Annotated in this window: 16 protein-coding genes; 5 read left to right on the forward strand and 11 right to left on the reverse strand. The window is 38.5% G+C overall.

The features are described 5' to 3' along the window. Nucleotides 1–26 precede the first annotated feature (26 nt). The 4 genes from clpB to pyrE all read right to left on the reverse strand — a co-directional run bounded on the left by clpB (nucleotide 27) and on the right by pyrE (nucleotide 7,086). The gene (gene clpB / locus AC07VK_RS01905; RefSeq protein WP_492955869.1) at nucleotides 27–2,627 is read right to left on the reverse strand and encodes an ATP-dependent chaperone ClpB; all 2,601 of its coding nucleotides are present in this window, start codon (nucleotides 2,625–2,627) and stop codon (nucleotides 27–29) included. Nucleotides 2,628–3,170: 543 nt separating this feature from the next. Then, nucleotides 3,171–5,846, reverse strand: a complete 2,676-nt coding sequence (locus AC07VK_RS01910; RefSeq protein ID WP_492957945.1) for an alpha-L-rhamnosidase — start codon at nucleotides 5,844–5,846, stop codon at nucleotides 3,171–3,173. A 138-nt stretch (nucleotides 5,847–5,984) separates the two neighbouring features. Then, complete coding sequence (locus AC07VK_RS01915; RefSeq protein WP_492957947.1) at nucleotides 5,985–6,383, reverse strand: SRPBCC family protein; 399 nt, start codon at nucleotides 6,381–6,383, stop codon at nucleotides 5,985–5,987. Nucleotides 6,384–6,420: 37 nt separating this feature from the next. After that, nucleotides 6,421–7,086 (reverse strand): orotate phosphoribosyltransferase, encoded by a 666-nt coding sequence (pyrE, locus tag AC07VK_RS01920; RefSeq protein ID WP_492955872.1) that lies wholly within the window; start codon nucleotides 7,084–7,086, stop codon nucleotides 6,421–6,423. 620 nt (nucleotides 7,087–7,706) lie between these two features. Between pyrE and AC07VK_RS01925 the strand changes: the two genes are divergently transcribed. Then, nucleotides 7,707–7,883 (forward strand): hypothetical protein, encoded by a 177-nt coding sequence (locus tag AC07VK_RS01925; RefSeq protein ID WP_492957951.1) that lies wholly within the window; start codon nucleotides 7,707–7,709, stop codon nucleotides 7,881–7,883. Nucleotides 7,884–7,903: 20 nt separating this feature from the next. Here the strand turns inward: AC07VK_RS01925 and AC07VK_RS01930 are convergent, their stop codons facing one another. Next, nucleotides 7,904–8,656 (reverse strand): DeoR/GlpR family DNA-binding transcription regulator, encoded by a 753-nt coding sequence (locus tag AC07VK_RS01930; RefSeq protein WP_492955877.1) that lies wholly within the window; start codon nucleotides 8,654–8,656, stop codon nucleotides 7,904–7,906. 55 nt (nucleotides 8,657–8,711) lie between these two features. Here AC07VK_RS01930 and nudK point away from each other — a divergent pair, with 55 nt between their 5' ends. Both nudK and AC07VK_RS01940 read left to right on the forward strand, forming a co-directional pair. Then, the gene (gene nudK, locus AC07VK_RS01935) at nucleotides 8,712–9,290 is read left to right on the forward strand and encodes a GDP-mannose pyrophosphatase NudK (RefSeq protein WP_492957953.1); all 579 of its coding nucleotides are present in this window, start codon (nucleotides 8,712–8,714) and stop codon (nucleotides 9,288–9,290) included. Nucleotides 9,291–9,389: 99 nt separating this feature from the next. Further along, nucleotides 9,390–10,433, forward strand: coding sequence for an NAD(P)-dependent alcohol dehydrogenase (locus AC07VK_RS01940; protein WP_492955879.1), 1,044 nt, complete (start codon nucleotides 9,390–9,392; stop codon nucleotides 10,431–10,433). An 88-nt stretch (nucleotides 10,434–10,521) separates the two neighbouring features. Here AC07VK_RS01940 and AC07VK_RS01945 read toward each other — a convergent pair whose 3' ends face one another. Then, on the reverse strand, nucleotides 10,522–11,388 hold the full coding sequence (locus tag AC07VK_RS01945) for a hypothetical protein (protein ID WP_492957955.1): 867 nt from the start codon (nucleotides 11,386–11,388) through the stop codon (nucleotides 10,522–10,524). 440 nt (nucleotides 11,389–11,828) lie between these two features. Here AC07VK_RS01945 and AC07VK_RS01950 point away from each other — a divergent pair, with 440 nt between their 5' ends. Then, nucleotides 11,829–12,440: an NUDIX hydrolase gene (locus tag AC07VK_RS01950; RefSeq protein ID WP_492957957.1), complete on the forward strand. Its 612-nt coding sequence runs from the start codon at nucleotides 11,829–11,831 to the stop codon at nucleotides 12,438–12,440. 163 nt (nucleotides 12,441–12,603) lie between these two features. Here AC07VK_RS01950 and AC07VK_RS01955 read toward each other — a convergent pair whose 3' ends face one another. From AC07VK_RS01955 to AC07VK_RS01975, 5 genes are all read right to left on the reverse strand, one after another. Further along, nucleotides 12,604–13,209 (reverse strand): hypothetical protein, encoded by a 606-nt coding sequence (locus tag AC07VK_RS01955; protein WP_492955882.1) that lies wholly within the window; start codon nucleotides 13,207–13,209, stop codon nucleotides 12,604–12,606. Next, on the reverse strand, nucleotides 13,199–13,702 hold the full coding sequence (locus tag AC07VK_RS01960; RefSeq protein WP_492955883.1) for an RNA polymerase sigma factor: 504 nt from the start codon (nucleotides 13,700–13,702) through the stop codon (nucleotides 13,199–13,201). The genes AC07VK_RS01955 and AC07VK_RS01960 overlap by 11 nt, the downstream gene beginning before the upstream one ends. A 267-nt stretch (nucleotides 13,703–13,969) precedes the next feature. Then, nucleotides 13,970–14,431, reverse strand: a complete 462-nt coding sequence (gene coaD, locus AC07VK_RS01965) for a pantetheine-phosphate adenylyltransferase (protein ID WP_029279302.1) — start codon at nucleotides 14,429–14,431, stop codon at nucleotides 13,970–13,972. A gap of 367 nt (nucleotides 14,432–14,798) precedes the next feature. Next, entirely contained in the window at nucleotides 14,799–15,332 is a 534-nt protein-coding gene (gene rsmD / locus AC07VK_RS01970) for a 16S rRNA (guanine(966)-N(2))-methyltransferase RsmD (RefSeq protein WP_492955884.1), read from the reverse strand. Beyond that, nucleotides 15,323–16,129 carry a DUF3822 family protein gene (locus AC07VK_RS01975; protein ID WP_492957959.1) on the reverse strand — a complete coding sequence of 269 codons (807 nt, stop codon included), beginning with the start codon at nucleotides 16,127–16,129 and terminating at the stop codon, nucleotides 15,323–15,325. Before AC07VK_RS01975 ends, rsmD begins: the two co-directional genes overlap by 10 nt. Nucleotides 16,130–16,443: 314 nt before the next feature. Between AC07VK_RS01975 and AC07VK_RS01980 the strand changes: the two genes are divergently transcribed. Next, the gene (locus tag AC07VK_RS01980) at nucleotides 16,444–17,583 is read left to right on the forward strand and encodes a putative sensor domain DACNV-containing protein (RefSeq protein ID WP_029279299.1); all 1,140 of its coding nucleotides are present in this window, start codon (nucleotides 16,444–16,446) and stop codon (nucleotides 17,581–17,583) included. The last annotated feature ends 221 nt before the right edge of the window (nucleotides 17,584–17,804 follow it).

Consider the following 17,804-nt stretch of genomic DNA (forward strand, 5'->3'; position numbering starts at 1 on the left):
TTGAGACGGGATTTGATCAGTATGTATTAATCAACGTTTTGGTTCAGGAACACAAAGTTATGATCGAACATATCCAACTTAATTTTGCTGTCTTTATCTATCTTACCTGCCAATATCTCTTTCGACAACTCATTTAGGATTCTTTTTTGGATAACTCTTTTTAACGGCCTGGCACCAAACTGTGGATCGTAACCCAATTGTGCCAACCAATCTAAAGCTTCATCACTGGCATCCATTTCTATGCCCATTTCGGCCAATGTTTGCTGTACATGTTTAAACTGCAAGCTTACAATATTTCTGATTTCGCTACGGTTTAACGGTGTAAACATAATCAGCTCATCAATCCTGTTCAAAAACTCCGGACGAATGGTCTGTTTTAATACTTCAAACAATTCGTTTTTGGTTTTCGCAATTACTTCCTCGCGGTTTTCATCGCTTAAGTTTTTAAAGTTATCCTGAATTAAATGTGCGCCAATGTTTGAGGTCATGATGATGATGGTGTTTTTGAAATTCACCGTCCTTCCTTTATTATCGGTTAAACGTCCATCATCCAACACCTGTAGCAGGATATTAAATACATCCGGATGCGCTTTTTCAATCTCATCAAGCAATACTACAGAGTAAGGTTTACGCCTAACGGCCTCGGTTAACTGCCCGCCTTCATCGTAACCAACATAGCCCGGAGGCGCTCCAATTAAACGTGAAACTGCATGACGTTCCTGATATTCACTCATATCGATACGTGTTAATGCATTTTCATCGTTGAATAAAAATTCTGCCAATGCTTTCGCTAGTTCTGTTTTACCCACTCCGGTTGTACCTAAAAAGATGAAAGAGCCGATTGGTTTACGTTTATCCTGCAAGCCTGCACGCGAGCGACGGATCGCATCAGAAATGGCTTCGATTGCTTCATCCTGCCCAGCCACACGCTGGTGTAATTCTTCTTCTAAATGAAGTAGTTTTTCGCGTTCACTGGCAATCAGTTTGGTAACCGGAATGCCTGTCCAGCGGCCAACTACGCCTGCAATATCATCAGCTGTAACTTCTTCCTTAAGCATACGGCTATCGCTTTGCTGGCTTTCTAAATCGGCTTTCAGTTTTTCAACTTTATCCTGGGCCTCTTTAATTTTTCCGTAACGGATTTCGGCTACTTTACCGTAATCGCCTGCGCGTTCTGCCTGCTCAGCTTCTAATTTATAGTGCTCAATCTGCTCTAACTCGTTGTTTACTGCATCTACCAGGTCTTTCTCACCTTGCCATTTGGCTTTAAATTCATCACGTTCGGCCGATAGGTTGGCAATTTCTTCTGAAAGCTCTTTAACTTTCCTGTCGTCTTTTTCACGCTTAATGGCTTCGCGTTCAATCTCTAAACGCATAATTTCACGGTCTAAAGCATCCACATTTTCTGGCACACTGTCCATCTCCATGCGCAATTTAGATGCAGCCTCATCCATTAAATCGATGGCCTTATCTGGCAAAAAACGGTCTGAAATATAGCGCTGACTCATTTCTACAGCTGCAATAATTGCTTCATCTTTAATCCTTACCTTATGGTGTGTTTCGTAACGTTCTTTCAATCCACGGAGGATAGAAATCGCATCCTGCGTATCTGGTTCTTCAACCATTACTTTTTGGAAACGGCGTTCTAGTGCTTTATCCTTTTCTAAATATTTTTGATATTCATCTAAAGTTGTCGCACCAATGGCACGCAATTCTCCACGGGCAAGGGCAGGTTTTAAAATGTTCGCTGCATCCATTGCACCTTCGCCACCACCAGCACCTACCAAAGTGTGGATCTCATCAATAAACAGTACGATTTCGCCATCGCTCTGGGTAACTTCTTTAACCACAGCTTTTAAACGTTCTTCGAACTCGCCTTTATATTTTGCACCTGCAATAAGTGAACCCATATCAAGGGAGTAAACCACTTTGCTCTTTAAATTTTCAGGTACATCACCTTTAATAATCCTAAAAGCTATTCCCTCCGCAATGGCTGTTTTACCCACACCAGGCTCACCAATTAAAATCGGGTTGTTCTTGGTTCTGCGCGATAAAATCTGGATCACGCGGCGGATTTCTTCATCGCGGCCGATCACCGGATCAAGCTTTCCGCTCTCGGCATATTCGTTTAAATTCCTTGCATATTTGCTTAAGGCCTGGTAAGTAGCTTCGGCGTTTTGATCCGTTACACGATTATCGCCACGCAATTCTACAATGGCTTTTTTAAGGTCTTTTTCGTTAACGCCCTGTTCTTTTAATAATTTCGAAGTGCTATCGTTAACGGCTAATATGCCTAACAATAAATGCTCTACAGACACAAATTCATCTTTAAATTCTTTTAAAAATGTTTGCGCTTTCTGCAGGGCGCTATTGGCATTAGATGACAGATAGACATTGCTTCCGCTCACTTTCGGGAACTTAGCAATCTCTGCATCTAAGTTTTGATTTAGTGAATTTAGGTTAACGTTCAGTTTCTTTAAAACATAAGAAACAACGTTTTCATCAACAGTAAGCAAACCTTTAAGCAGGTGTGCCGTTTCAATAGCCTGTTGCTGATTGCCTTGGGCTATTTCAGAAGCCTGTTGAACTGCTTCCTGGGCTTTTATAGTAAAATTGTTGAAGTTCATATTCCCGTTTAAGTCAAAACAAATGCCACAGCGGTTTTGATTTTACAATCGGAAATTTTGTCGGTCAGATTTTGTTTTTAATGACTAAATTACTGATAATTAATTGTTTATACTGAAAATTTGTCGTATTGGGAGTTTGTGTTGTGAATTGCCAACTGTTAACTGATTTGGGCGTTACCCAAGCTGCGCAAGGGCCCGGGCTTTTCAGGGCTGCGCTGCGCTCCGGTACCGATGAAGGATCGTTACTGAACCCTTACAATCCCTAACGCGGTATTTACCGTTGTAAGATATATCGAGGCCTGCATGATGTATGGCCAAAAACCACTGAATTTGTTAAATAAACCTGATAGAACGGAAAGCCCGGAGCGAAGAATGAGTGAGGACTTGGAGGTATAGCAGGACTTTCATAACCTAAAAGCACCGAACCCTGCTTTTCTAAAAAAAAATATTGACTACCTAAGTCACCTCATTGGATCTAGGTATGTGATTAATTAGTCTTGTAGGTTTAGACCTCGCAGGTTTCAAAAACCTACGAGGTCTGAATTATTGTTGGGTTTTATGCTCAATTACATACTTACCAGCTGCTAAATCTATTTTGGTGTTATTAGTCATTTTACCATTGACATAAACACTCATACCACTTGTATTCGGTACATTAAAGGTAGCGGTGGAGTTGGCAGGAATGGTAATATCGTACCTGATTCCGTTATTAACTCTTTTCCATGCACTTATAATTTTACCATACGGACCAATATGGCTAGCCTCAAAAGAATTTAGGCCTTCCATAATGTGCGGATCCAATATTACATGTTTAAAGCCAGGCTGTTTTTCATCTGGTTTGATACCACCTGGCGATTTGTATAACCAGGCACCAATTTCTCCGAACATAATGTGGTTCATCGATATATCCGATTTTGCATCAATGGGCCAGTTCTCGTATAAAGTGGTGGCTCCGTTTTCCATCCACCAGCCCCAGCTCGGATAGGTTTTTTGAGCAGCAACTTTGTAGGCAATATCGCTGTAACCATTTTCGCTCAGCGCATTTAAAATAGCTTTTGTACCCAATAATCCCACATCTAGGTGGAAACCATCGGCTTCTACTCGTTTGGCTAAATTTTGGGCCACTAAGGCAACCGATTCTTCCGGAACAATTTTCCAATAAAGCGGAACACTCATTTCAGTCTGTACACCAGAAGCATAAATTCCTTTTTCTTTATTCAAATACTTGGCATTAAAAGCATCTTTAATTTTTTTAGCCAGGGCCATGTATTTTTCATAATCATCGTTTTTACCTAAAATTTTTGCTGCCTTGGCCAAAATAAGCACATCAGCATAATAGTAACAGGTAGAGGTAAGTTCGACAGGAGATTTAGATTTTACTGGGATCCAATCGCCCAAACCCCAGGTGGTTAAACCAGTTGGGTAGGTTTCATCAATATGGTTCACGTATTTTTTGATGTTTCCGTAACAATCGGCAAGCAGTTTTTTGTCTCCATAAAACAGGTAAACATTCCATGGGATAATGGCAATTGTACTCGTCCAATCGGGGCCGTTGCCCCACTCGTAACCCCAGCCATCGGTAGGGATAATGGAAGGTAAAACACCATTCGGCTGTTGCTCATCGCGGTGATCGGCGAGCCATTTTTCGTAAATGGTAATGCCGTCAAAACCATAAAGCCCTGTTTCTATCGCAATCTGTGCGTCGCCTGTCCAGCCGTTTTTCTCTCTCTGCGGACAATCTGTAGGGTAGCCAAAAAGATTTGATAGGTAAGAATTATTGGTGGCGTAATAGATTTTATTGATGATCGGAGCTGAAGATTTAACATTTCCAACAACTGGCACATCACTGTGCATAAAATAACCTGTAAGATTTTCTTTTTTCAATTCAATAGGAGCAGAGCTGCTCACTTCTACATATTGAAAACCCTTATAATTGAAATGTGGCATAAAACTTTGTTCGCCTTTCCCATTCAAAATCAGGATATCCGTCTGAAATGGATCAGTATTATCGGTTGGACGATAATGGGCATCAATATTCGAGATGTCTACGTGTCCGTTAGGGTATAAACGCTCGCCATGTTTCAGTTTTAGAACAGTTCCTGCCGGTCCGCTTACCGTGATTTTACTTACACCAGAAATATTTCTGCCCAGATCGAAGAGGTAAGTGGTATCGTTAAACTTTCTTAAACTTTTGCTGGCTATTTCTTCAACATTGCGGATGGGGTGCATGGCCTGTGCAACAATATTTTTAGATGGCGCTGAACGGTACATCACATTTTTCCAATCTGTATCGTCAAAATCTGGCATGTTCCAGCCTGCTTTTTCCAGACGGGCATCGTAATGTTCGGCGGTATAAATACTATTAAAAATAATCGGGCTTAAAGCTGTTTTCCATTCTTTACCCGATTTAATGGTTTCGGTTGTGCCATCTTCGTAAGTAATGCGCACATCAAGACAAAAAGTTGGCCTATTGCGCCATGGGGCGCGGTCGAAATACCAAACGGCAGTTGATTGGTGGTTGTACCAACCATTGCCCAGCAGTACGCCAATAGCATTTTTGCCTTTGCTAATGGCATGGGTCACATCGTAGGTAACGTATAATGTTCGTCTATCAAAACGGGTATACATGGGGTCCATGCGGTGGTTGCCGATTTTTTTGCCATTGATGGATAGTTCGTACAAGCCAGCTGCAGCGATGTAAGCCCTGGCCGATTTGATCTTTTTAACCGTAGTAAAGGTGTTTCGGAAATAGGGCGCAGGCTTAAGCTTGGTATTTTCATTATCCGAAATCCATGCACCTTGCCAGTTTTCCATTTTCATCATGCCGGTTTCAAAGCTGGCGATATAAGCGTTGTCTGATTTTTTTTGGCTTCCATCAGCAATATCAACCCTCCAATAATATTTAGTAAAAGGTTTTAGTAGCTGGCCCGAATAAATAACCAGGTTATCAGCTGATGTAACCCAGCCAGTATTCCAAAGTTTTGCACTGGTTTTAACAAGCGAAGCCGAATCGGTATCTACCAGAACACGGTAAGCCGTTTGTTTAGCTCCTTGGCGGGCATCGTTCATTTGCCATGTAAAACGCGGATTTGGATTATCTAAACCGATTGGGTTAACTAAATATTCGGTTTTTAAGGCTGTAACGGATTGAGCAAGTGTTTTGGAAATAGGAGCAAGGGCAAGAAATAAAGCAGTTACCTGGAAAAATCTGAGGTTCATAGTTTAAAGGTTATTCTAAAACTAAGGTATTAAAATAATGTGCTGATAAAAGAACGCAATGGAATTTTTACGCATAAAAAAAGACGAGGTTTAACTCGTCTCATTTATCTGTGTAATCAATTAAATCGGTGTAATCAATTACCCTAATATTTCTTTCAGTTTTTCTGTTTGGTGATCGGCCAGTTTTTGTAGCGGACCAGATGCCAGCATTTTCATCATCATGTTCAAATCAGCTGAGATAATGTGTTTAGCTGTAGTTGTTCCGTTTCCGTTATCGGCTACAGTCCACTTTAATTCTACATCGAAAGGTGCTTTTTCACTCGGAATTGCTGTTATTTCCTGATTTTCGATACGGCTCGAAATCTTAATCGCCAATTTTGCCATATTTTGGATGGTAAACCGTGCATCATCTTCTGTAGATTCCCAGTTGTAAATATTTTCTGGCATCAGTTGCTGATGATTATTCATATTAGATAGAAATGTATAAACCTCTGCAACTGGTTTATTTATCTCTACTGCGCTTTCAATAACAGTCATTATATATTTTTATAGATTTTTGATTTTTACTCCAAACTTAAGACTCCGAACTTAAAACTTGTCCTTGTCCCCATTCTGAAGGGTTTAAACGCCATTTACTTAATAATTCCATATCACTTTTGGCAATAATGCTGTGCTCGGCAGCATAATCGATTAAAGCGCCATAGTTTGATAAGGTTAAGTAACGACATTTTGCAGCTGCGAAATTTTCGTCTGCTTTTTCGAAACCATAAGTGAAAATTGCGGCTAAGCCGGCTACCGATAAACCTGCAGCTCTTAATGCATCAACAGCTTGTAAACTGCTTTTTCCGGTTGAGATTAAATCTTCGATAACCACCACACGTTGACCTTCTACCACTTCTCCTTCAATTAAACTTCCAGTGCCATGTTCTTTAGCCTTCGCTCTTACGTAGATAAAAGGTAAGCCAAGTTCTTGAGCTACTAAAACACCTTGAGGGATTCCAGCGGTTGCAACACCGGCAATAACATCTACCGAACCAAACTCTTCCTGAATGGCCTGTGCAAGTTTCTGACGGATGTAAGTTCTAACCTGAGGATGGGAAAGGGTAATTCTGTTGTCGCAATAAATTGGCGATTTCCAGCCAGATGCCCAGGTAAAAGGATTATTTGGCTGTAATTTGATTGCTTTTATCTGTAATAAAAATTCCGCTACCTTTAATTCAATATCACTTTTATTATACATGGCTCAAAATTACAGATTTATTTGTGTTTGTCATAACGTTTATTAAGCCCCACTTGTTTTAGCGGGGAAAGAAAATGTCGGGATTTGAATTTAATCACGACTTCTAAATGATACAAATATCGGAAATTTTGATGGATGGTAAAAGCTATTTCTTGCCACTCCTTGTAAATCAGTGTGATAAAGAATATCAGGGCTTAAAATATCTTAGAGATATGTTGTTGCGGTAAAGGATTATTTTTAAGCTTCGACACTTTGATTACAGCACTTAATGGTCTCAACAAGGTATAATTTGTTCCGATTTTTACAATCTTGGGGCTTGGAATTGCCCTAATTTTACGATCTTGTAATCAATTGGCATATATGGAATTTAAACAGTTTTTACCTTCAGATCCCTTAAAACCTTATATCAGGCATTATTATATTTTCAAGTCGGATGCCGATTCGACTTTTGAGGATGTAGTATTTCCCAGTGGGGATATGGAAAATTAAAACTCACGATACATTTTGAAACAGGAAACGATTCTTGCAAAGCTATTTGCCTTAGCTGGAAATTACCTTTAATCCGTGTGGACATTGTAACATTGATTGGATCTAGCCATCTTAATAAAAATCTTAAAGTTATGATTGTTTTAAAATCTGATTATTTCAGTTCGCATGAGCGCCTTACCCTTTTTATCAACGAGAACCATATTAAACGTGAAGATATTTTAGTAATTACGCAGGCTCCAAGCTTCTTTACCATCTTTTTTTATGCTGATGATGCGGTTGTAGAAATCACACATGGATTTTTCTCCTAATAATTGAGACCCCTATAATATTAATGCGTTACAGCATATACTGAGATCCCTTTTGACTGGAATGCTGTTATTTCAGGCCCATTATAATCTGTAACCAAAATATTTACCAATGATAAATCATTAAACTTTAGATATGAAGTTTTTCCTATTTTGCTGGCATCGCATAACATGTAAGTACAATCACTTTGCGATGCCATAGCCAAAGTATTCGAAGCTTCGTGCTCACTTCCGGCATATAGTGCCTCGGCAGTAATTCCATCCACACCTAAAAAAGCTTTTGAAGCGCGATATCTGCCTATATGCTCAAGTGACATTGCTCCATGAACTGCCTGCCTGATCGGATCAACTTCACCACCAATCAGGTTAATGGTTACGGCACTATTTTGCAACTCATTAACTACAGGTATGGAATTGGTAATTACTTTTATTTTTTTGTTTCTGATAAATTGGCATAACCTAAAAACTGTACTTCCACAGTCGATGAATATAACATCGCCATCATTAATATCTTCTGCAGCCCTTTTACAGAGCGCATCTTTAGCTTTAAAATTAATTGCTGCCTTATTAATAAATGATACTGGTTTTATTAACTCACTTACTTTCATGGCCCCACCATGTGTACGGTACAGCAGTCCGTTTGTTGCCATATTTGCAAGATCCCTTCTTATGGTAACTTCAGAAACACCTATTTCTGCTGCCAATTGTCTGATCTCTACTTCGCCAAGCTCCTCTAAAAGTTCTAGGATTTTATGTGCTCTTTTTTGAAAAGTCATAAATAATGATTTAATTTGATCAAAATTAATCATAATAAATCAATAATGATCAAATATGAAAAATATTAATATCCTGGACACTCAAATTTTATCCGATAACTGGTATACGCTTAAAAAGGTAAGTTTCGAGATGACGGGAACTAATGGCGCTAAATCTACTTTAGCGCGTGAAGCTTATGATAGGGGGAACGGTGCCACAATCTTATTGTATAATAAGCAATATAAAACAGTTGTGCTTACCCGTCAATTTAGAATTCCGACTTTTATTAACGGAAATGACACAGGTTATCTGATTGAATGTTGTGCCGGATTGTTGGATCAGGATAATGCTGAGGATTGCATCAGGAGGGAAACTGAAGAAGAAACTGGATTTAGGATCGATCAGGTAGAAAAAGTTTTCGAAGCCTATATGTCTCCGGGTTCGGTTACCGAATTATTGTACTTTTTTGTGGCTGCATATTCGAGCGAAATGAAATTGCATTGTGGCGGTGGCCTTAAAGAAGAAAATGAAGATATAGAAGTTTTGGAATTACCATTTGAAAAAGCCCTGGAGATGGTAAAAAGTGGTGAAATAAGAGATGGGAAAACGATTATGCTTCTTCAATACGCCTTACTAAATGGGCTGATGTTGTAACAGCATTGTTTGAATTTTGCAATGATTTATTTGATTTGCGTAATTGTTCTTAACAAAGTGCTGTTTACATTTGTTATGGTAAAATAAATTTGAATTTTTATGATAGCAACAAAAGGATATGCGGCACAAAATGCCGAGACAGATCTTGCACCCTGGAATTTTGAGCGCCGGGAAGTAGGACCTCACGATGTTCAGTTCGAGATACTTTTCTGTGGGGTTTGCCATTCAGATCTGCACCAGATAAAAAATGATTGGTTTCCTGGGATATTCCCGATGGTTCCTGGTCATGAAATTGTGGGCAGGGTAGTAAAGGTTGGAGATCATGTTAAGAAATTTAAGGTAGGTGATCTTGCCGGGACAGGTTGTATGGTAGATTCGTGCCAGGTTTGCGAAAACTGTAAGCAAGATTTAGAACAATATTGCTTAGAAGGAAATACGCAAACGTACAATAGTTTAGAAAGAGATGGTAAAACACCAACTTATGGTGGCTATTCGGATACAATTGTAGTAAGAGAAGAATTTGTACTGCATGTATCGGATAAATTAAATCTTGCCGCTGTGGCACCGCTGCTATGTGCAGGTATTACCACTTATTCTCCGTTAAAACACTGGAAAGTAGGGAAAGGTCATAAACTGGCGGTACTTGGTTTAGGTGGTTTAGGCCATATGGCTGTGAAATTTGGTGTAGCCTTTGGTGCCGAAGTAACGGTATTGAGTACCTCACCAAAGAAAGAAGAAGATGCCAAAAAACTTGGTGCCCACCACTTTGTGGTAACTACTGATCCTGAACAGGTTAAAGCTGCCAGAGGTACATTCGATTTTATTTTAGATACAGTATCTGCTGAGCACGATTTTAACATGTATCTGTCCTTGCTGAGAACAAATGGTATACACATTTGTGTAGGTGTTCCACCTAAACCGGCAGAAATTGCTGCTTTTAGTTTGCTTGGCGGTAGAAAAAGTCTTGCCGGATCGGGTATTGGAGGTATTGCCGAAACTCAGGAAATGTTAGATTTCTGTGCCGAGAACAATATCGTATCTGATATCGAATTGATTGATATCAAAGATATCCACCAGGCTTACGAGCGTATGGAAAAAGGCGATGTACGTTACCGCTTTGTAATTGATATGGCTACTTTGTAGATCTAAATATCAGATAACATTAACAATAAGGGGTTTGGGGCTGAAAAGGTTTCTAAACCCCTATTTGTTTATCAGACAGATCAACTTCCTAGGCCGTATAATTTTGCTTTACAAATTCTGATATGGAGATGTTATGATCAGATTCTACTTTGGAAATCTGTTTTTTATTGTCCAACAGCAGATTTTGGAGCGTACCTAGCGAATCTTTAAGGTAAGAGATGGATAACACCCGCGAAATCCTGCTTCTGATCTTTTCGGCCAGGAACAATTCGGTCAGGATCAGTGTGATTAAAAAGATATAATGCGTAAAGATCAGGTTATTGGTATTCTTGCTTAAGGCAGGCAATCCTAATGAAACCAAGCTCATATCTATTATTAAAGGAATGCCTATAATGGCAATAATCGAGATTGCACTTGCTTTTAATGTAATACGTTTTTCTGCTTGTTTTAGCTGTTCATTAAAAGCAGAGAATTTACTGTTTAGCGGTTTATTTCTATTGCTTTGTTGTTGTTCTAGCTTCTGAAGGTCTTTTCCATGCGCTATATCTATTATTCTAACCTGCTCTACGATGGATGATTCGGCATTGTTAAGCTTTTCCTGATCTTCTACGATAGATTCTTGCTCGGCTATAATTTTATCCATTACCATCAAATCGTCGGGGATACCATGACGTAGCTTTTGTTCTGCAGCAATAATACGGTTATCCAATTGTTTAAACTGCCTTTTAAGCTCTGCAATTTCTTTATTGTAATGCTCTTTTTTCGAAGCGTAACTATTTTCTAAACTTTGTAGTTCGGATGCGTGCTCGAAATTGGCCAATAACTGTTCATTGCCGGCAAAACGCTGATAAAGCCCAGTTAATGTGATAAAGAGCGCTCCAGTTGATTTTTCTGGGTTAGAAAGATCGTTTCGGTATGCTTCCAGATCTGTTTCGGATAATGAAGGTATGGGCATGGCAGATTAAAAGGTTAAAATTATAAAAAAATATTATCGTTAAGGGAATTATTCATCATTGTTTTTCAATTGTATGTTCCTGTACAGATTATTAACCATTTTTTTTACATTCTAGTGTATATGACTTTTAGCTATTTAGGCTTATTGTTGAATTAAATATTAATTTTTTTTAACTCTTTAATAAATTATTCTATATTTGTAGCAAGCAAGGGGTGAGAGCCTTGCATCAATCTTTGATTGAGAGCGTTAATTTAGATAAGGTTACAACATTAATTGTTGTAACCTTTTTTTATATCCTATAAATAACTCAACAATTTTTCTACTTTTAGAGCATTGCAAAATATATAGGTTTCGCAGAAAGAACTCTTTAAATGTAATCGGGAAAGGAGCGGGTTGCTATTAAAAAGCATCATTCTCTATTTAATGTGTGTTAAAAATATATGCCAAGAAATTATAGAATTTATATCAACGATAACACTTTGTATATCTCAGATTTTTTGCCAGAGCAAAAAGAAAAAATTCAACAACTGGAATTTCAGGATTTTAATCTGCAAACATTCTACAAAAAACTAAAAAATGGTTCTAAAAAGAGCTATATTTTCTTGACAAAAAACCCTCAGGAGACCTTCAAAAAGTTAAAGAAAGATTGTACCATTATTAAAGCCGCCGGTGGTTTGGTAGAGAGCGCAAATGGCAATTTTCTGTTTATTTTTAGAAATAAAAAATGGGATCTGCCCAAAGGAAAGCTGGAGGAAGGTGAAAAAATGAAGGAAACTGCTGTTCGTGAGGTAGAAGAAGAGTGCGGAATCAGGGTTTTTAAACGCGAAGAAAAACTTTGTAAAACCTATCACGTTTATCCCATTGGCACAAAAATGGTGATCAAGAAAACCAATTGGTACAAAATGAAGGTTAAAGGCGAGCCAAAATTGGTACCTCAAAAAGAAGAAGGTATTGATGAAGCCGTTTGGTTAGATAAAAACCACATTTCGCCAGTAGTTAAAAATACTTTTCCATCAATTATGGATGTGCTGAGGGCCGGAGGAATACTATAAGTGTTCTATCCAGAGATCGTCCTGCTGAACTTGTTTCAGCATCTTTATCTTGTGGTGTCAGATATTTCTATCTGACACATCTAAATTTATCTAAAAATTAAGGAATTGGTGCTTTAACAGTCAGATGGTAACATCTGACTGCACAGATATCTGACCGCACAGATTATTCATAATCCAACTCATCAACTACTTTTTTTACTTGTTTTAAATACTTGCCATAATAATACCATGCCCATAACTCGGTAATTACGCCTATAATCAGAATGGTAATAAAACAGTTTAATAAGATGTATACCGATGAAAGCTTAGCTAAAATTTTATTGAAAATGGAAGCCTTTTCTATAAACAAATATATTGCAATGAACGCGACGCCGATAAAGGCAACAATATAGGTCAGGGCTTTATAAAGTTCGATATTCAGCTTCATTTCGTAGAAAAACCAAAGGATGTTTTTGCGCGTATCCAAACTCATATCGTAAGAGTTTTTATAGAACAGATAAAACTTAAAAAAATAATAAGCGGTAAATCCGCAGGTGATGGCATAAAACATTAAAAACACCTGATTCATTACCGATGAAAACCCAAAAAAGTAAGGCGTAAAGGCCATGAGTATCAAAAAGAAGATCTGATAAAAAAACTCGTGTTTCATTTTTCCCCTTATTTTATCTATTGGGGTATGTGCCTGTTTTATTTTAAGCATATCTGTAGAAATGTTGTTTCCTTCAGGATTCTCAGCATTCCATTCATTTTTTATATCGTCAAAATTCATAACCGTTTTTCTTTATGATGGATTGTAATTTTTCTTTAGTTCTGTTAAGTTTAACCCGTGCATTTACCTCGCTAATACCCAGGTTTTCGGCAATTTCGCGATGCGACTGGTTTTCGAGAAAGAGAAATATCAATGCTTTTTCTATCACATTCAGTTCTTGCACGGCAGTGTACAGATAGGCCAGCTTCTCTTCTTTTCCTTCGCTTTCGTTTACATCTATTACATCAATATTTTCATCCAATGGTGTTTTATCTACTTTTCTATTGTCCTTCTTAAAGTAAATTAAAGCTGTATTTAAACATACACGGTACATCCAGGTGGTAAATTTGGACTTGCCTCTAAAGGTAGGGTAGGCTTTCCATAGCTGTAATACGATTTCCTGAAACAGATCGCGCTGTTCTTCGGCACCGTTCATGTACATTTTAGAAATCTTATGTATAATGGCTTTGTGCTGATTGATCAGGGTGAGGAATATGTTTTCTGTTTCTTTCATTTAATATTATAACCAATTGGTAACAGATTTTTTAAAACGTTACATTTTAAATTTAAATAATATTAAACTACTGTAAAGGAGGATGAACAAGGATAGACTAAAAGTCTTCGACTCTGCTCAGACTGGCATTTTTTTTAATTGGCTGAAGTTTATGATGGCGATCGTGTTGTCAGATATCGCTATCTGACACAAATAAATTAAATGCAAATTAGAAACATAAATGCATCTATCTGTCAGGTGGCAACACCTGACAGCACATTATTAAAACTATAAAAAACTAAGTGCTTCTTTAGGTACAAATGGACTCACATCGCCATGGTTTCTTAAAATATCGCGCACAATGGTAGAGCTAATGGCCGAATATTCTGGTTTGCTTAACAGTAAAATGGTTTCTACTTCGGGCATCATGGTCTGGTTAATCTGCGCAATGGCTCTTTCATACTCAAAATCAGCAGCTGAACGGATACCGCGCACCATATATGTGGCATCTATTTTTCTGCAGAAATCTACAGTTAAGCCTTCATAGGTTTGGATTTCTATATTCTGATAGCCTTTAAAAACAGTCTGTAAAATCTGAAGACGCTGCTCTGCACTTAAGAAATTCTGTTTAGAACTGTTTAGTCCGATACCCACTACAATTTTATCGAAAAGCGGAGTAGCACGTTGTAAAATGTTTACGTGCGCAATAGTGATCGGGTCAAATGAGCCTGGAAATAGTGCTATCTTCATGATTCAAATATAGATTTTTATAGCGAAAGGACGAAGTTGGATTCATCTCAAATTCAGCATGACGATTCAGGGGCTTCGGTATTTTTTGCCACGGAAACACAGATTGCACGGAATAGTCTTTGGTTAGGATTTGCTACCATTAAGAAATTTAGAACATTAAGGTGATCTATGGCACTATACTGGAGCAGACCGTTCATTTTAAGCCTGATTGCAATGGAAAGCCCGGAACCCGATCCTTTATCGGGTGAGGACTTGCAATGAAAAGCAGGACTGAAGGCTGCCACAACACGCTGTGTGCTCAATTCTAAAAATAAATTAACTATGCGCCATTAACCAATGAACTAATGACCAATGAACAATTGAACTACTATAACTCAAAAAAGCTGAAAGATGAATTGCCGTATTTTCTGGTTTCGGTGTAGCCGGGCTGGCTGTTCAGTTTCATGTTACTTTGGTGTTCTACAATTAACAGACCGTCAGGTTTAAGCAATTGTTGTTCCTTTACCATCACCGGGATCTGTGGAATGTTAGGCATATTGTAAGGCGGATCGGCAAAGATCAGGTCGTAAACGCCAGTCATTTGTTTTAATAATTTGAATACATCGCCTTTACGCACATCAACTTGATCAAACTGGTGTTGTTTTGCGGTGTTTTTAACCCAATTTACGCAGCCGTAATCCATATCAACGGCTAAAATACTTTCTGCACCGCGTGAGGCAAACTCAAAAGTTAAATTTCCGGTACCACAGAATAAATCCAAAACAGAACAGGTTTCGAAATCATATTTGTTGTTGAGGATATTAAAAAGTGCTTCTTTGGCCATATCCGTAGTTGGGCGTACCGGTAAATTTGCAGGGGGCTGCAAACGGATACCCTTTAATTTGCCACCAATTATTCGCATAAATCTAAAGCAAGGAGACCGCTGAAATAGTGCTTAGGCATATCGGCCAATAATTCGCTACTTTGTTTTCCAGCAGGAAAGAAGAAATAAAGTTGGTTAAAGTATTTTAATAAGCAATTATAATGCTCGTCATCTTCGTTTATAATACCTTGTAAATAAACAGGGATGGCATCAGTTAAGCCCAGCTGTTCGATCATCAGCAACAGGAAATAATTAAATTCCTCAGCGTTTTCTGATTGATAATGGTTTTGAAAAACTACCTTTTTATCTTTTATGTAGAGTACATTAAAAGAGACTGCCGTAAAATCGATTAATAAAGATTCGTTTGCCAAATGATTAAATAAAACCATTAATGGTTCAGACTGGGGAAATAAATCTGTTTTCTCGGGTAGATTTGCTTTTAAATCCTCATCTAAACAAAAAACAGTATTAAAACCTAGCTTATCGTTGTGTTTGGTGTAAACTTTGGCATCAGAACCTAAATACTTAGCATAAACAGCCAGCTTTTCACCATCAAACCATTCATCAGGGATAAAAATAAAATTTGAGGTATGGATTGCGGCTTTTACCGTTGCATAGTTTAATGATAGGTAACTATCGGTTTCAAAGGCAGATTTCAGTTCTTTTTGTACATCGTCACAACCTTGTTTATCAAAAATGATATTAATCTCTTCTGTATCCTTACCTACCACAGCATAAGAAAAGCTGTCATTCGTTATTTTTAACAATAAATGGCAGTTTGCAGATGCATCAGCTTTAAAATTCGGGTCGACTAATAAGAGACTATTGTTACTCATTGAAACAAAAATAGACTTTTTTAAGGATTAACAGTAAGATGAGGTTAATTTTTTGGGTGCTTTGTTTTTTTGCCACGGAAACGCGGCGTTCACGGAAACCTGAGTGAATTGATATTCGACCAAAATATGAAGTTAACTCTGGGTTCTTTGCGCTTTTGTGCTTAATCTTATCTCTGCGCGCTTTGCGGTTAAAAGAACATCAAAAATAGCTGTGTTTATCTTTGAAGATCTGTGGTAAAAATGTCTGTGTTTTTTTACCAAAATCAAACCTTTCGGGTATTCAAAAATCGAAATATTCGGCTTAAATTCGGAACATGAGTTACAAGCCTACCTACAAAGCGGCAAACACGATTGCAGCAACTATTGAGCAACATTTTGTTAAACTGCATAAAAATGCAATTGCACAGGGTGAGATAGATTTGGCTACTCAACCGGATCGAAAAATAATTGAAGCGATAATTGATGTTGCTTTTTGGAGCAGCTTGCGTAAGGAAGAAGGGCATTCGCCACGGATTTCGATTGCTTTTTTACCGCCAGAACAAACATCGAAACCATTGCGTTTTGCGAAAAAACTTGCGTTAAATGCCAATACCTTGACCAAAATTGCGCCTGGGATTGAACGTTCCGGGATTCACTTAGGCGTTTGGGAAGAGGATGGCGAACTCTATATATGGGGCACAACCCTTAACATTCCGAACTTTTGTTTTGTTGTTGATGTTTCTGAGCCTGGATTAATCGTAATTAAACACCGAAGGATTTATGGCATCGGTAAGTTTACCAATGTTGCCGTACTTAAAGGAGAGCAGATCCGTATTGTTGATGATACCAGTTGTGCAAATAAAGATTGTCCGCCTATTTTGCAGGCCTTATTAGATCTTACTGTTTTAGCCAGCTGGAACGACCCCATTAATATCCTGATCCAGTTTTCTGTTTCTATGCGTGCCCATGGCCGTGGCGGAGCCTTATTGATTGTACCTAAAGGCGATACGAAATGGGAAGAATCTATTATCCACCCGATACAGTATTTGGTAGAACCCCCATTCTGTGGATTATCCAATCTGGCGAAACAAAGCGGTAATCAGAGCGAAATTTTCTCTCAGGGGGCTGTGCGCCGCGAAGTTGAGCATTTAGCCGGTTTAACAGCTGTTGACGGTGCAACGATCATTAATGAAGAATTTGACCTAATTGCGTTTGGTGCAAAAATCGGCCGTGCTAAAGGCAAACCAACCGTAGAACAGATTGCATTTTCGGAGCCCATTGTAGGTGGCGAAGATAAAATCCTTTATCCCGGACAGCTCGGAGGGACCAGGCACTTCTCTGTGGCCCAGTTTGTTAACGATCAGCCGCAGTCTATTGGTTTGGTTGCCTCTCAGGATGGTCATTTTACCATTTTTAGTTATAGTAAAAAACAAAATATGGTAATGGCACATCGCATCGAAACCTTACTTTTGTAATTGGCAGCGCAGAGAGCATAAACCTTTGTATTGGTTTGAAAAGGTACTGTAATGCCAGTCGGTTGCTACAGTCCGTCTTTCCGCTAAATTCCCGATCAAAACCTTTGCAAAAAACAAGCAGGCGATTAGATCGGGAGATATCGCTTCAATACGGTTTAGTTAACTTGGGCCGATGCTAAAAACCCAGGTTTTATTCATGCGCCCTGAAAACAGTTAACCGA

Source organism: Pedobacter sp. GW821-FHT01D05 (genome assembly GCF_059422505.1).

Bases quoted from the DNA above. Each gene is read 5' to 3' on its own strand.
- clpB (WP_492955869.1), bottom strand. From the start codon at position 2,627: ATGAACTTCAACAATTTTACTATAAAAGCCCAGGAAGCAGTTCAACAG.
- AC07VK_RS01910 (WP_492957945.1), bottom strand. From the start codon at position 5,846: ATGAACCTCAGATTTTTCCAGGTAACTGCTTTATTTCTTGCCCTTGCT.
- AC07VK_RS01915 (WP_492957947.1), bottom strand. From the start codon at position 6,383: ATGACTGTTATTGAAAGCGCAGTAGAGATAAATAAACCAGTTGCAGAG.
- pyrE (WP_492955872.1), bottom strand. From the start codon at position 7,086: ATGTATAATAAAAGTGATATTGAATTAAAGGTAGCGGAATTTTTATTA.
- AC07VK_RS01925 (WP_492957951.1), top strand. From the start codon at position 7,707: ATGATTGTTTTAAAATCTGATTATTTCAGTTCGCATGAGCGCCTTACC.
- AC07VK_RS01930 (WP_492955877.1), bottom strand. From the start codon at position 8,656: ATGACTTTTCAAAAAAGAGCACATAAAATCCTAGAACTTTTAGAGGAG.
- nudK (WP_492957953.1), top strand. From the start codon at position 8,712: ATGAAAAATATTAATATCCTGGACACTCAAATTTTATCCGATAACTGG.
- AC07VK_RS01940 (WP_492955879.1), top strand. From the start codon at position 9,390: ATGATAGCAACAAAAGGATATGCGGCACAAAATGCCGAGACAGATCTT.
- AC07VK_RS01945 (WP_492957955.1), bottom strand. From the start codon at position 11,388: ATGCCCATACCTTCATTATCCGAAACAGATCTGGAAGCATACCGAAAC.
- AC07VK_RS01950 (WP_492957957.1), top strand. From the start codon at position 11,829: ATGCCAAGAAATTATAGAATTTATATCAACGATAACACTTTGTATATC.
- AC07VK_RS01955 (WP_492955882.1), bottom strand. From the start codon at position 13,209: ATGAATTTTGACGATATAAAAAATGAATGGAATGCTGAGAATCCTGAA.
- AC07VK_RS01960 (WP_492955883.1), bottom strand. From the start codon at position 13,702: ATGAAAGAAACAGAAAACATATTCCTCACCCTGATCAATCAGCACAAA.
- coaD (WP_029279302.1), bottom strand. From the start codon at position 14,431: ATGAAGATAGCACTATTTCCAGGCTCATTTGACCCGATCACTATTGCG.
- rsmD (WP_492955884.1), bottom strand. From the start codon at position 15,332: ATGCGAATAATTGGTGGCAAATTAAAGGGTATCCGTTTGCAGCCCCCT.
- AC07VK_RS01975 (WP_492957959.1), bottom strand. From the start codon at position 16,129: ATGAGTAACAATAGTCTCTTATTAGTCGACCCGAATTTTAAAGCTGAT.
- AC07VK_RS01980 (WP_029279299.1), top strand. From the start codon at position 16,444: ATGAGTTACAAGCCTACCTACAAAGCGGCAAACACGATTGCAGCAACT.